Annotated in this window: 10 protein-coding genes; 4 read left to right on the top strand and 6 right to left on the bottom strand. The window is 64.9% G+C overall.

Features of this window, described 5'->3' with window-relative positions; all coding sequences use genetic code 11:
* Window positions 1-93: 93 nt before the first annotated feature.
* Together coq7 and OU994_RS05915 are read right to left on the bottom strand one after the other, a co-directional pair.
* Window positions 94-741 (bottom strand): 2-polyprenyl-3-methyl-6-methoxy-1,4-benzoquinone monooxygenase, encoded by a 648-nt coding sequence (gene coq7, locus OU994_RS05920; RefSeq protein WP_281609996.1) that lies wholly within the window; start codon window positions 739-741, stop codon window positions 94-96.
* A 225-nt stretch (window positions 742-966) separates the two neighbouring features.
* Complete coding sequence (locus tag OU994_RS05915) at window positions 967-1,413, bottom strand: hypothetical protein (protein WP_281609995.1); 447 nt, start codon at window positions 1,411-1,413, stop codon at window positions 967-969.
* A 343-nt stretch (window positions 1,414-1,756) separates the two neighbouring features.
* Here OU994_RS05915 and OU994_RS05910 point away from each other — a divergent pair, with 343 nt between their 5' ends.
* The 4 genes from OU994_RS05910 to OU994_RS05895 all read left to right on the top strand — a co-directional run bounded on the left by OU994_RS05910 (window position 1,757) and on the right by OU994_RS05895 (window position 7,406).
* Window positions 1,757-2,647: an ABC transporter ATP-binding protein gene (locus OU994_RS05910; protein ID WP_281609994.1), complete on the top strand. Its 891-nt coding sequence runs from the start codon at window positions 1,757-1,759 to the stop codon at window positions 2,645-2,647.
* Between the two features lie 9 nt (window positions 2,648-2,656).
* Window positions 2,657-6,235 (top strand): M1 family aminopeptidase, encoded by a 3,579-nt coding sequence (locus OU994_RS05905; RefSeq protein WP_281609993.1) that lies wholly within the window; start codon window positions 2,657-2,659, stop codon window positions 6,233-6,235.
* Window positions 6,236-6,327: 92 nt separating this feature from the next.
* On the top strand, window positions 6,328-6,834 hold the full coding sequence (locus OU994_RS05900; RefSeq protein ID WP_131147741.1) for a hypothetical protein: 507 nt from the start codon (window positions 6,328-6,330) through the stop codon (window positions 6,832-6,834).
* A gap of 128 nt (window positions 6,835-6,962) precedes the next feature.
* Window positions 6,963-7,406 (top strand): DUF3597 domain-containing protein, encoded by a 444-nt coding sequence (locus OU994_RS05895; protein WP_281609992.1) that lies wholly within the window; start codon window positions 6,963-6,965, stop codon window positions 7,404-7,406.
* Between the two features lie 47 nt (window positions 7,407-7,453).
* Here OU994_RS05895 and OU994_RS05890 read toward each other — a convergent pair whose 3' ends face one another.
* The 4 genes from OU994_RS05890 to OU994_RS05875 all read right to left on the bottom strand — a co-directional run bounded on the left by OU994_RS05890 (window position 7,454) and on the right by OU994_RS05875 (window position 13,468).
* Window positions 7,454-10,120 carry a DNA topoisomerase III gene (locus tag OU994_RS05890; protein WP_281609991.1) on the bottom strand — a complete coding sequence of 889 codons (2,667 nt, stop codon included), beginning with the start codon at window positions 10,118-10,120 and terminating at the stop codon, window positions 7,454-7,456.
* 488 nt (window positions 10,121-10,608) lie between these two features.
* The gene (locus OU994_RS05885; RefSeq protein WP_131147744.1) at window positions 10,609-11,085 is read right to left on the bottom strand and encodes a DUF494 family protein; all 477 of its coding nucleotides are present in this window, start codon (window positions 11,083-11,085) and stop codon (window positions 10,609-10,611) included.
* Between the two features lie 54 nt (window positions 11,086-11,139).
* Window positions 11,140-12,354 (bottom strand): DNA-processing protein DprA, encoded by a 1,215-nt coding sequence (gene dprA / locus OU994_RS05880; protein ID WP_281609990.1) that lies wholly within the window; start codon window positions 12,352-12,354, stop codon window positions 11,140-11,142.
* Window positions 12,355-12,361: 7 nt separating this feature from the next.
* Window positions 12,362-13,468 carry a LysM peptidoglycan-binding domain-containing protein gene (locus tag OU994_RS05875; protein ID WP_373922555.1) on the bottom strand — a complete coding sequence of 369 codons (1,107 nt, stop codon included), beginning with the start codon at window positions 13,466-13,468 and terminating at the stop codon, window positions 12,362-12,364.
* Between the last annotated feature and the right edge of the window lie 204 nt (window positions 13,469-13,672).

The following is a 13,672-nucleotide window of genomic DNA, read 5'->3' as shown; positions in this document are numbered from 1 at the left end:
GCGGGCGGCAAGTCCGGGCGCCGCTCCAAGGCCGGGCCGGACGTAAAGAATCGGACGTAAAGAATTGGACGTAAATTAATCAGACGTAAGGAATCAGACGTAGTACGCGGTACCGGTCATCAGCTTCGACATCGCCGTCATCGCCACGCGCACCGGCAGCGGCGTCTGCGCCGCGCCGGCATCCTGGGCAGCCTTGCCGTGCGCGATCTCGTCGATGCGCATCTGGTCGACGATGGCACGGGATTTCCTGTCGTTTTCCGGCAGGCTTTCCAGGTGGCGCTCGAGGTGCTTCTCGACCTGCCGCTCGGTCTCGACCACGAAGCCCAGGCTGTGCGGATCGCCCATCTTGGCCGCCACGGTGCCGAGCGCGTACGCACCGGCATAGAACAGCGGGGCCAGCACGCTGACGTGCGAATTGAGTTCCTTCAGCCGTTGCGCAGTCCAGGCCAGGTGGTCTTCCTCTTCGCGGCTGGCGTGCTCGAACTGCTCGCGCAGCGTGTCGCTCTTGGCGAAGCGGGCCTGCGAGTTGTAGAGCGCCTGCGCCATTACCTCGCCCACGTGGTCGACGCGGATCAGGCCGGCGCTGTGGCGGCTTTCATCCTCGCTCAGTTCGGTATCGTCCACGTGTGCCGCCGGCGTCGGACGGGAGGCGGACGACACGCCGGACAAGACGCGCAGCGCCTTGTCGGCGCTGCAGATGAAGCGGTCGAGGGGAGTATGGAAATGGAATTTGGAGCTCATGGCATGCGATCCATCTTGTTCGGACAACCACGATTATAAGGGCCGCCCCGCGGCGCATGCCGCACGGCGGGCCGGACAAATCGTCCCAGCCGCGCCGGGGATGACGATGCCCGCTCGAAGGCGTCATGCGCCTTCCCGTGGGCGAACGATCGGTCCGGTGCCCGCTCGAAGACGTTATGCGCCTTCCCGTGGGCGAACGATCGGTCCGGGGCCCGCTCGAAGGCGTTATGCGCCTTCTCGCATGATGCGCTGGCGCTCGATCCAGTCGGCCACCGGGCCGCGCACGTCGAGCCCGGAAAAATCCTTGGCCACGCCCAGGTTCAGGCCCAGCAGGAACGGGATCGATTCCACCGGCACGTGCGGCAGGTATTCGCCGAACGCGCGCGTGAAGCGCTTCGAATCGAGCACGGCGACCACGCCCTCCCCGCTCATCCATTGCAGGATGCTGGTGATGCTGTGGCCGGGGCCGATCGAGCGGTAGATGAAGCGGTTGAAGGCCTTGTCCAGCTTCTTGAAATCCAGCGTTTCCTTCGTCATCAAGGTCGCCAGGTAGCACAGGCCAAGCGCCAGGCGAAAGAAATCAGTGGCTTCTCCGGCGGAGAGGCCGCAGCGCGTGACTGTCAGGATCTGCTCCTGCAAGGTGCTGTCGAGTTTGCTGTTCTCGTGGCTCATGGCGCAACTATATCGCAAGCCCTTCCTGCGCTGGAACGTTTTTCCGCCTTGTCACCAACGGTAACGCTTGCTACCCTTGGCCACCTTTCAGCTCGACAGTAGACAAACACAGGCGGGGAACAGGCGACGCATATGCGGGTCGGGATGCGGGTCAGGCGCGGCCCTCCCGATGCGGCGTGCACCGTTCCCGGCCCGCCAGCCCCGTGTTTGTGCACTCTGGCGCCCGGATTGCGCGGGCTGTCGCAAGGCGGCAACCCTTATGTCGACGATTCAATACAATGCCGTTAAAGGAACGGATGGCAGCGACGGCTCCATGCTGCGCCGCATCAACCCAGGAGTAAGCATGGAACTACGCATCCGCAACCTGTCGAAGACCTACGCCAATGGCGTGGTCGCGCTGGACAACATCACGCTGGACATCCCCGCCGGCATGTTTGGCCTGCTGGGCCCGAACGGCGCCGGCAAGTCGACGCTGATGCGCATCCTCGCCACGCTGCAGGAATGCGATACCGGCTCCGTGTTCTTCGGCGACCTCGACGTGCTCGATGAAAAGGATGCAGTGCGCCGCCTGCTCGGCTACCTGCCGCAGGATTTCGGCCTGTATCCGAAAGTGACCGCCTACGAGCTGCTGGACCACTTCGCCGTGCTGAAGGGCCTGTCGCACCGCCCGCGCCGGCGCGAAGTGGTCGACGGCCTGCTGCAGCAGACCAACCTGTTCGACGTGCGCAACCAGAAACTGGGCACCTTTTCCGGCGGCATGCGCCAGCGCTTCGGCATCGCCCAGGCCCTGCTGGGCGACCCCAGGCTGATCATCGTCGACGAGCCGACCGCCGGCCTCGATCCGCAGGAACGGGTGCGCTTCCACAACCTGCTGTCCGATATCGGCGACGAGCGCACGGTGATCCTGTCGACGCACATCGTCAGCGACGTGGCCGACCTGTGCTCGAACATGGCGATCATCAACAAGGGCCAGCTGCTGCTTACCGGCGCCACGCAACAGCTGGTCGACGATATCAGCTGCAAGATCTGGGCGCGCTTCATCGACAAGCGCGAGCTGGCCTACTTCCAGCAGCGCCATACGATCATCTCCACCCGGCTGCTGTCCGGCCGCACGCTGATCCACGCCTACAGCGACGACGACCCGGGCGATGGCTTCGAGGAAGCCATCGGCGACCTGGAAGACGTGTACTTCGCCACGATCGCCGGCCGCCACGCGGCCGACGCGTGCGACTGAAAGGGCGCCATGCTGCACATCGCGCTTTTCGAAGCGAAGCAGCGCCTCCGGCTGCTGTCGACATGGGTGTACTTCCTGATGTTCCTGGCGCTGGCGATGCTGTGGATGGCCGGCGCCGGCGGCGTGTTCAAGGACTTCACCGTGACGTTCGGCGGCAAGGTGCTGGTCAACGGCCCGCGCTCGATCATGCTGACCACCAGCGCCCTGGGCTGCCTGGGCGTGATCGTGGTGGCCGCCGTGATGGGCCGCTCGGTGCAGCAGGATTTCGAATACGACATGCACCACTTCTTCTTCTCGGCGCCGATCAGGAAGTACCAGTACATGTTCGGCCGCTTCGCCGGCGCCTGGCTGGTGCTGGTGGTGATCTTTTCCAGCATCCTGCTGGGCATCCTGCTGGGAACCTGGCTGCCGGGCATGGATCCGGAGCGGCTCGGTCCCTTCGTGCCCGAGGCCTACCTGCTGCCCTACGTGCTGATCCTGCTGCCGAACCTGTTCATCTTCGGCGCCATCTTCTATGTGCTGGCCGCGCTGACGCGGCGCATGCTGCCGGTGTACATCAGCAGCGTGGTGATGCTGATCGGCTATATCGTGGCGCCCGGCCTGGCCCGTGACCTCGACTACAAGATGCTGGCCGCGCTGATCGATCCGTTCGGCACCGCCGCCCTGCTGCGCCTCACCGAATACTGGCCGGTCGCCGAACGCAGCACGCGGCTGGTGCTGCCGGAAGGCGTGTACCTGCTGAACCGCGCGATCTGGTCGTCGTTCGCGCTGGTGGCGCTGCTGCTCGGTTACTGGCGCTTCCATTTCGTCAGCACCGTGGACAGCCACGCCGCCGCGCGCGGCGAAGGCGACGTGCCGCTGCGGATCACCACCACCGCGGCCCGCACCACCGAGACACCCGACTTCAAGTCGCGCAGCCTGGCGCTGCTGCTGGTCCAGTTCAGCTGGATGAACCTGCGCGAAACGGTGAAGAACGTGTACTTCGCCGTGCTGGTGCTGGCCGGCGTGCTGCTGATGTTCGCCAGCGCCCTGAAAATGGGACCGATGTGGGGCAGCGCGACCTACCCGGTCACGTACATGGTGCTCGAATCGATGTCGAAATCGTTCGCGCTCATCATGCTGGTGGTGACCACGTTCTATGCGGGCGAGATGGTATGGCGGGAACGCGAACACCGCATGGCGCTGATGCTCGACGCGCTGCCGGTGCCGGGCTGGCTGCCGATGGTGTCGAAGCTGCTTGCGCTGGTGGCGCTGCAGGCGCTGCTGCTGTTGCTGGTGATGGCATGCGGCATGGCGGTGCAGGTGTTCCGCGGCTACTCCCACCTGGAACCGGTGCAGTACCTGCACACGCTCTACGCGGTGCAGCTGCCCCTGTATGCGTTGCTGGCCGTGCTGGCCGTGGCGATGCAGGTGCTGATCGGCCACAAGTACGTGGCGTACTTCGTGATGGTGATGTACTACGTGGCCACGATCGCGATGACCACGGCGGGCTTCGACCACCCGATGGTGCTGTATGCGTGGACGCCGCCGATGCGCTACTCGGACATGAACGGTTTCGGCCATTACCTGGCGCGCGAGCACTGGTATGCGCTGTACTGGAGCGGCGCGGCGCTGATGCTGGCGGTGGCCACGCGCGTGTTCTGGCCACGCGGCGCGAACGACGAATGGCGCACCCGCCTGCAACTGGCGCGCCGCGCGCTGACCATGCCGGTGCTGGCCGGCTTCGGTATCGGCCTTGCCGTGATGACGGCGGCGGGCGCGATCGTGTACTGGAACCTGAACGTGGCCAACGGATTCCAGTCGCAGTTCCGGCGCGATGCCGACCGGGCCGACTACGAGCGCAAATACAAGGCCACCGCCGGCATGGCGCAGCCGCGCATCACCGACGTCAAGCTGCGCGTGGAAATCATGCCGGCCGACCGGCGGCTGCTGGTCAAGGGCCGCTACCTGCTGGCCAACCGCGGCAGCACGCCACTGGCCACGATCCATGTGAGCACCGACCCGCAGGCCGACCTGCGTCCGCTGGCGTTCGGCACCGCCAGCCGGGTCACGCTCGCCGACCGGGAACTGGGCTTCCACCGCTATACGCTGGCGCAACCGCTGGCGCCGGGCGCCACGCTGGCGCTGGACTTCGAGATGTCGTATGCGCCGCATGGCTTCTTCGGCCTCGGCAAGGATACGCCCGTGGTGGCCAACGGCACTTTCTTCAACAACACGATCCTGCCGCATATCGGCTACCAGCGCGACCGAGAGCTGGCCGATCCGCGCGACCGCAAGCGGCACGGGCTGCCGGCCCAGGACCGCGCGCTGCCGCGCGACGATCCCAAGGGCCTGGCCAGCAACATGCTGGGCAGCGACGCCGACTGGGTCACCTTCGATGCCGTGGTCGGCACGGATGCCGACCAGACGGCGATCGCGCCGGGCACGCTGGAAAAGGAATGGATGAAGGATGGCCGGCGCTGGTTCCACTACCGGATGGACAAGCCGATCCTGAATTTCTATGCGTTCCAGTCGGCCCGCTACGTCGTCAAGCACGACTGGTGGCAGGACGTGGGCATCGAGATCTACTACCACCCCGGGCACGAAGCCAACCTGGACCGGATGACCAAGGGCGCGAAGGATGCGCTCGACTATTACACGCGCAGCTTCGGCCCCTACCAGCACAAGATCCTGCGCATCGTCGAATTCCCCCGCTACCAGTCGCACGCGCAGCCGTATCCGAACTCGATCCCGTTCTCGGAAGGCATGGGCTTCATTGCCGAGGTGGACGAGGACGATCCGAAGGACATCGACTATCCGTACTACGTGACGGCGCACGAACTGGCCCACCAGTGGTGGGGCCAGCAACTGGTGGCCGGCAATACGCGTGGCGGCACGGTGCTGTCCGAAACGCTGGCCGAATACTCCGCGCTGATGGTCATGAAGCGCACGTTCGGCCCCGGCGGCATGCGCCGCTTCCTGCGCCACGACCTGGACATGTACCTGTATGGCCGGGCGATGGAGAACAAGCGGGAATTGCCGCTGGCGGACAACGAGGACCAGGACTATATCCACTACCGCAAGGGCAGCCTGGCGATGTACCAGCTGCAGGACGTGATCGGCGAGGAGCGTGTGAACACGGTGCTGCGCGGCCTGCTCGGGCAGTATGCCTACCGGGGCGATCCCTACCCCAGCGTGACGGCGCTGGTGGACGGCTTGCGCGCCGTGGTGCCGCCCGCGCAGGCCTACCTGATCGACGACCTGTTCAATGCGATCGTCCTGTACGACAACCGCGCGCTGGCGGCCACGGCGCAGCGCCGCAAGGATGGCCGCTATGACGTGCGCCTGACGGTCCATGCGGCGAAGCTGCGCACGGACGGCCTGGGCGCCGAGAAGGATGCGCTGCTGGCCGACATGATCGATATCGGCATCGACGACAAGGATGGCAAGCCGCTGCTGCGCGAACGCCGGCTGGTCGACCGCCGCGAAAGCACGGTCACGCTGGTGGTCTCGGGCCGGCCGGCCCGCGCCGGCATCGACCCCGACAACAAGCTGATCGACCGGAAGCCGGACGACAACATGATTGCCGTGGACATGGCACCGCCCTGACTGGTGCCGTTGCCACCAATAGTTAGTCCGCGAACAGACCCGCGGCGCGAATGGGCTTATGCTGTCGGCTGACTTTCACACAGGAGCCGGCAATGGGATTCGATCTCGGTAATCTGTTACAGCAATACCTCGGCGGGGCTATCGACCCCGCCCGCGCGGAGCAGGATTTTCCGCAGGCGGCACAACAGGCGCCGCGCGGCGCGGTGGCACAAGGCGTCACCGAAGCACTCCGCTCCGACCAGACCCCGCCATTCGCACAGATGGTCAGCCAGCTGTTCGGCCGCAGCGACCCGCAGCAGCGGGCCGGCATGCTGAACCAGCTGCTGGGCAACGTCAACCCGGCCATGCTGACGGCGCTGGCCGGCAGCATCGGCAACCTGTTCGGCCAGAACGGCCAGCCGCAGGTGACGCCCGAGCAGGCGGAAAAGATCACGCCGCAGCAGGTGGAGGAAATCGCCACCACGGCCGAGCAGCACAACCCCGGCATCGTCGACCGCATCGGCGACTTCTATGCCGAGCATCCGCAGCTCGTGCAGGCCCTGGGCGGCGCCGCGCTGGCGATCGTGCTGGGCAAGATCGCGCAAGCCAGCCGTAACTGATTTACGCCACTGATTCACGCCACTGAGCGACGCAACTGAGCGACGCAACTGATCGGACCAACTGATCGGACCAACTGATCTGCGCAACGATCCATCTTGCATCTGATCCACTTTCAAGGAGACATCACATGGGCATCCTCAGCAATATCTTCCACAAGATCTTCCCGTCGTCGCACCCGGCCGTAGCACAGCAAAAACCCGCGCAGGCCCCCGCAGCGGCCCCGGCCGCCACGCCACAGGCAGCGCCTGCTGCGCCGGCCACCGCGACCGCGGCGCAATCGCCGGCCGCGCCTGCACAGCCGGCCGCGCTGTCGGAAGTTGACGTGGAAGCGATCCTGAACGGCAAGGCGCAGCAGGCCGGCCAGCCACTGAACTGGCGTACCTCGATCGTCGACCTGCTGAAACTGCTGGACCTGGACAGCAGCCTGCAATCGCGCAAGGAACTTGCCCAGGAGCTGAACTACACGGGCGACATGGGCGATTCGGCGAAGATGAATGTGTGGCTGCACCGGCAGGTGATGAACAAGCTGGCCGCCAACGGCGGCAAGGTCCCCGCGGACCTGAAGGACTAAAAAAAACGGGGCCACATGGCCCCGTTTTTTTGTTCCGGCTGATCCGCTTATTCGGTCGTCACGGCCTTCTTCGCCGCCGCCTTCTTCGCCGGGGCCTTCTTGGCTGCCGCGGCCTTGGTGGCGGCGGTCTTCGTTGCCGCGGCTTTCTTCGCCGCCGGCTTCTTCACCACCGCCGCCTCGTCGGCCTGCCCTTCCGCACCTTCCGGTGCGGCGACGGCCGCCTTGCCCTTCGCGGGCGGCTTTTCCTTGCGCGGCTCGAACTCGAAGCTGATCTTGCCATCCTTGCCCCGCACCAGGAACGCCTTGAACGGCCGGCGCGTGCGCTGCGAGATGAAGCCGGGCAGCAGGTCGGTCTTGCCTTCGTTCAGCAACTTGGCCATCTGCTCGGGCAGGATTTCCTGCTGGAGGATGATGCGGCCGCTGCGGAAGTCGCAGGTCTTCGGCTTTGCCACGCTGTGCTCGCACACATAGGCCAGGCCCATCTCGTAGACACCGGCATTGCACTTCGGGCACGGGCCCAGCGGCGTCTGGCCGGAGAAGTCGACGCCTTCGCCATCCTCGCCTTCCTCGTCGTTCTGGCCGAAGTCGAACTCGAGCTTGAAGTTGTTGATGTCCTCGTCGCGCGCAATGCGCAGGATCGCGGCGAACGGCCGTCCCATCTTCGAGCGGAAGCCCTGCAGCGGACCGATGGTGCGGTTCTTCAGCAGCTCTTCCACTTCGGCGATCTCGAACTGCCGGCTGCCCGGCGTTTTCGTCATCGAGAATTCGCACTTGGTGCAGGCGAAGCGGCGGTAGTTTTCCTTGACCACGCCGCTGCAGTTCGGGCACGGCGTTTCCAGCGTCGCGTATTCGCCGGGGATCGTGTCGTTGTTGTATTCCTTGGCGCGCTTGACGATGATCTGCGTCATCTGCGCGATCTCGCGCATGAACTCCTCGCGCGAGATACGGCCCTTTTCCATCTGCGACAGCTTGTGCTCCCACTCGCCGGTGAGCTCGGGAGCGGTCAGTTCGCTGACACCGAGGCCGCGCAGCAGCGTCATCAGCTGCGATGCCTTCGCGGTGGACATCAGTTCGCGGCCTTCGCGGATCAGGTATTTCTCCGTCAGCAGGCCCTCGATGATCGCCGCCCGCGTGGCCGGCGTGCCGAGGCCCTTGCCGGCCATCGCATCGCGCAGTTCATCCGAATCGACCAGCTTGCCGGCGCCTTCCATCGCCGACAGCAGCGTGGCTTCCGTGTAGCGCGCGGGCGGCTTCGTCACGAGGCCGTTCGCATTCACCTTGTCGGTGTGGACCTTCTCGCCCTTCGCCACCGGCACCAGGTTGCCGCCGCCTTCCTTGTCGTCGGTGGTGTCCTTGCCATACACGGCCAGCCAGCCGGGGTTGGTCATCACCTTGCCCTCGGTCTTGAACTGGTGGCCCGAGACTTCGGTGAAGCGGGTGGTCACCTGGAATTCGGCGGCCGGGAAGAACACGGCCATGAAGCGGCGCGTGACGAGGTCGTACAGCTTCTGTTCCGGCTCCGACAGGCCCTTCGGCGCGATGCCGGTGGGGATGATCGCGAAGTGGTCCGAGATCTTGGTGTTGTCGAAGATGCGCTTGTTCGGCTTGACCCAGCCCTTGTCCAGGATCTGCTTGGCGAACTGGTGGTAGTTCGGGTTCTGCTTCACCACTTCCAGCGTGGACTTCACGGTGGGCAGGTAGTCTTCCGGCAGGTGGCGCGAATCGGTACGCGGATACGTCAGCACCTTGTGCTTTTCGTACAGCGCCTGTGCCAGGCCCAGCGTGTTCTTGGCCGAGAAGCCGAAGCGGCCATTGGCCTCGCGCTGCAGGCTGGTCAGGTCGAACAGCGCGGGCGCCATCGACGTGGTGGGTTTCGATTCCTCGCTGACGATGCCGGGCTTGCCCTTGCACGCCAGCGCGATCGAATCGGCCGCGGCCTTGCTCCACAGGCGCTCGGCGCGTTTCTCGGGATCGTTCTCGTCCTTCTTGAAGCCGGTGTCGAGCCAGCGGCCTTCGTAGACGCCGGCGGCGCACACGAACTCGGCGCGCACTTCCCAGTAGTCGCGCGGCACGAACTTCTTGATCTTCTCGTCGCGCTCGACGACGATCGACAGCGTGGGCGTCTGCACGCGGCCCACGGTGGTCAGGTAGAAGCCGCCCTCTTTCGAATTGAAGGCCGTCATCGCGCGGGTGCCGTTGATGCCGATCAGCCAGTCGGCCTCGGAACGGCAGCGTGCCGCGTCCGCCAGCGGCAGCATCTCTTCGTCGCTGCGCAAGTGCGCAAAGCCGTCGCGGATGGCGCCCGGCGTCATCGACTGCAGCCACAGGCGCTTGACCGGCTGCTTGGCCTTGGCGTTCTGCGCGATCAGGCGGAAGATCAGTTCTCCTTCGCGGCCCGCGTCGCATGCGTTGATCAGGGCGGTAACGTCCTTCCGCTTGATCAGCTTGTTCAACACCTTGAGGCGGCTTTCCGTCTTGGCGATCGGATTGAGCGCGAAGTACGGCGGAATCATCGGCAGGTGCGCGAAGCTCCACTTGCCACGCTTGACGTCGTACTCTTCCGGCACGGCGATTTCCAGCAGGTGGCCGACGGCGGACGACAGCACGTATTCTTCGGATTCGAAATACTCATCGTGCTTGGTGAAGCCGCCAAGCGACTTCGCGATATCGTTCGCGACAGAAGGCTTCTCGGCGATGATGAGGGTTTTGCTCATGATTGTTGTTCTCGGTTTGCTTTTGCTCGGTTGCTGCGGGGGCCAGCGTCGCGCGCGGCGCGTCGGCCGGCCTCCGGGGTATGGCAGGCGCATGATACATGGGCATCACGCTTCGTGCCGACTTTTTCGCCCCGGGCATTTTTGTCAAGGGGCCAATCATAATCGCGCAAGCGGCAAAACCGCAAGCACGCGCACGAATGCAATCCGGCCGCAAAGGCGGCCGGCAAGCATACTTCCCAGATACTTCTTATCAGTGACGAGCCTGCACATACAGGATGCACAACGCAGGATGGACAACGCGGGATGACAAGGCAGGCTGCATGATGCAAGACGGGTCACGCATGATGCGTCACGCATGGTGCATCACGAATAAGTCAGGCTGCAGGAGACGTGAACATGAGACATGAGCCGGGATGCACGAGACAGGATGCACGGCTTGTGCCGTCTCGCGCTTGCCGCGGCGGGCGGCAGGGCTCAGTGCAGCAGGTTCAGTGCAGCAGGCGCGGCGCCTGTTCCTCGTCCGAGCCGAACAGGTCGTCGAACATCAGCGCGTCCGGTTCCTTGCCCTGGCTCCACAGCAGCATCAGGACGATGATCTTCAGCTTGCCCAGGTTGACGGGCGACTCTTCGAGCGCGAGCGCGCGCTCGATGACGATTTCGCGTTGCAGCGGCGACAGCACGCGCGCGCTTTCCAGGAACGCGATGAAGCCGATGGCTTGCGTGCCGAGGACGTCCTGTTCTTCTTCCACATAGAACCGCGTGCCGGTCGATGCGGCGGTCGCGGCCTGTTCGACGCCGGCCATTTCACCGGCCATCGCGGTCAGGTCGTTAAGCCAGACCAGCGCCTCGGAAATCTCCACGTCGTCGAAACCGACAGCGGACAACTTCTTCGCCAACGCAGCCGGTTCGGGGCATGCGTCGGGGCGATAATAGGTCTCGTAGAGATAAACAAGGATGTCGAACATGGCGCTACTCTATCAGCATAAATCGACGCGGCACAAGACCCGCACCCTTGCTTTTCACCTTTTGAGTCGCTGAAAAACACCACCAGGCAGCCGTTCCACAACACCTGCTAACTCTAGTGCAAGCAAACTTGCCTGAGTGTCAGCCGGATCCAGTTTCAGCCTTGCCGCCAGTTCATCGGCCGGTACTGGATCGTACGTCAATGCCGTTAACAACACATCGGCCGCCCGCGTCAATTCATCGAGCATCGTTTCGGTGCCGCGCACGGCCTCCATGCCAAATGCGTCCAGGATATCGTTCGCCGTCTCGACCAGCCGCGCACCATCGCGTATCAGCCGGTGGCAGCCTTTCGCCAGGCTCGCATGGATCGAACCGGGAATCGCGAACACATCGCGCCCCTGCTCGTTGGCAAGGCGCGCGGTGATCAGCGACCCCGATTGCTCCGCCGCCTCGACCACCAGCACGCCGCGCGACAGCCCGCTGATGATGCGGTTGCGGATCGGGAAGTTCTGCTTGCGCGCCGGCGTGCCCAGGGCAAACTCGCTGAGCACGCAACCGGCCTCGCGAATGCGCGCATCCAGTGCCGCATTGGATGGCGGATAGACCACGTCGATGCCGGTGCCGACCACCGCCACGGTCGAGCCGATGCCCGCCAGGCCGCCCTGGTGCGCGGCCGCGTCGATGCCGAGCGCGAGACCGGAGACAATTGTGACGCCGGCGTCCGACAATGCGCGCGCGAAATTGCCGGCATTGGCCATGCCCTGCTGCGTGGCACGGCGGCTGCCGACGATGCCGATCGCCCTGCCTGCCCTGTCGCCCTGCAGCAGCGCGAGATCGCCTTGCGCATGCAGCAGCACTGGCGGATCGGCAATCTCTTTCAGTTGCGCGGGATAGGCTGCATCGTTCAGTGTCAGCAGCCGGTTGCCGGGCTGGCTGGCCCAGTGCAAGGTGGCTTCGGCCACCGCGCGGGCGCGCGGCGCGAAGGGCGCGGCAATCGCAGCCGTGGGCAATGCGACACCCACGTGGGCGAGGCGCTGTGCGCGAGCCGCTGCGATCACCGCGGGCGCGGTGCCATGCGCGCGCACCAGCTGCGCGGCCGCGTGGCGCGGCAGGCCCGGCATCATCGCCAGGCGCAGCCACGACAACAGGCAATCGGTGCATGCAACGCCGCAGTTCGCACCGCAGGCAGCACTGCAACCGGCAGTGCCTTCGACAGTGCCATCGGCGCCGCAACCGGCGCCAGGCGAGAAAAGGGATTCCGTGGCTTGCACGGCGCGGTCACTCCGGAGTTCTGGCGACGTCGCCCACCACTACCGGTTCGGTCGCCTGCATGATCAGGCCATAGGAAATGCGCTTGAACACGCGGAAGATGAACAAGCTGCCGACTTGTTCGTCCGGCAGCTTGACCTGCGGATTTCCGAGATTGTGCCAGCCCTTGCTGGCCGACTTGTCGGTCACCGCCTGCCCGACATGGTACAGCTGGAGGGTGGCGCCAACGTCGAGCCCATCAAGCTTTCCGCGATTGATCGAGACCACGTGGTTCTGGCCCGCATGCACCACGCCATCGTAGATGGCCAGCACGCGCGCCTCCACCGGTACCGCCGGCGGGTGCGGCACATAGTTCTGCACCGGCACTGGCTCGGTGCGCATCAGCTGGTCGCCCACGCCCATCTCTTCCTTCGCGCCGGTGACGATGAAGGTGTGCACGTCCGTGCCGGGGGCGGCCTCCTTCTGCAATGCCAGAGTGCCCAGGTAATGCGCTTCCTGGCCCACCACGGCCTTGGTGACCGGGTCGCGCAGCGGCTTGCCGGGCCGGAACGCCTGGAACGACGTGGCGCCCTTCAGCCTGCCCCGCACGTAGGCCTTGTCGTCCTTGCCGAGGAAGACCCGGTTGCCGTCGGTGGCCACGATGCGGGGCGCATCCTTCAGCTCGTCCGCCTCGACGATCAGCGGCTGCGCCAGGAATGGCTCGATCACACCGGGTGCGATGGCGGGAATGGCATCCTTGCCCAGGCCCTCGATGCGCGCCTGGGGCGACAACCTGGCCGAGCCCGGCTCGCCGCTGGCCGTGTTGCCGCCGACCTTGTTGCCCAGCCGCAGGCGCCCGGCGGCGCGGTCGAACCAGATGACCTGGCCGGGATAGATCCAGTGGGGATCGGCTATCTCGGCGCGGTTCAGGCCCCATACCTGCGGCCAGCACCATGGTTTCTGCAGGAAGGTACCGGCGATGTCCCACAGGGTGTCGCCCCGGGCCACGGTATGCTGGTCCGGCGCGTTCGGCCGGAATTCGCAACGGCTTTCCTGTGCCGTGGCGGACACGGCGGTGGTTCCGCAAAACGCCATGGCTACCAACAGGCGTGCGCCGACTGTGCTAAAATTTTTCATTGAATATGTCCGTTGATTCGGCACCAAAAAACGCCCGGTCATTGCTTTTTCGACGCTCCGCCTGTCATTTCTCACTATCATTCCTTCAATGATATTCGTTCAATTTACTTGACGAACCCATCATGGAAAGAAGCGAAGCGCTCGCAGAAGTTGCCGAACAGAATCATTCTGCCCAACTTACCCTGAACTGACAAGCCGAACAGC

The sequence above is a fragment of the Pseudoduganella sp. SL102 genome (assembly GCF_027856995.1).
GTDB lineage: Bacteria > Pseudomonadota > Gammaproteobacteria > Burkholderiales > Burkholderiaceae_D > Rugamonas > Rugamonas albidiflava.
Note: the sequence above shows the minus strand (reverse complement) of the source record. Positions and strands in the feature narration are given on the sequence as shown.

Coding starts and splice junctions, on each gene's coding strand:
- coq7 (WP_281609996.1), bottom strand. CDS start 741: ATGAGCTCCAAATTCCATTTCCATACTCCCCTCGACCGCTTCATCTGC.
- OU994_RS05915 (WP_281609995.1), bottom strand. CDS start 1,413: ATGAGCCACGAGAACAGCAAACTCGACAGCACCTTGCAGGAGCAGATC.
- OU994_RS05910 (WP_281609994.1), top strand. CDS start 1,757: ATGGAACTACGCATCCGCAACCTGTCGAAGACCTACGCCAATGGCGTG.
- OU994_RS05905 (WP_281609993.1), top strand. CDS start 2,657: ATGCTGCACATCGCGCTTTTCGAAGCGAAGCAGCGCCTCCGGCTGCTG.
- OU994_RS05900 (WP_131147741.1), top strand. CDS start 6,328: ATGGGATTCGATCTCGGTAATCTGTTACAGCAATACCTCGGCGGGGCT.
- OU994_RS05895 (WP_281609992.1), top strand. CDS start 6,963: ATGGGCATCCTCAGCAATATCTTCCACAAGATCTTCCCGTCGTCGCAC.
- OU994_RS05890 (WP_281609991.1), bottom strand. CDS start 10,120: ATGAGCAAAACCCTCATCATCGCCGAGAAGCCTTCTGTCGCGAACGAT.
- OU994_RS05885 (WP_131147744.1), bottom strand. CDS start 11,085: ATGTTCGACATCCTTGTTTATCTCTACGAGACCTATTATCGCCCCGAC.
- OU994_RS05875 (WP_373922555.1), bottom strand. CDS start 13,468: ATGAAAAATTTTAGCACAGTCGGCGCACGCCTGTTGGTAGCCATGGCG.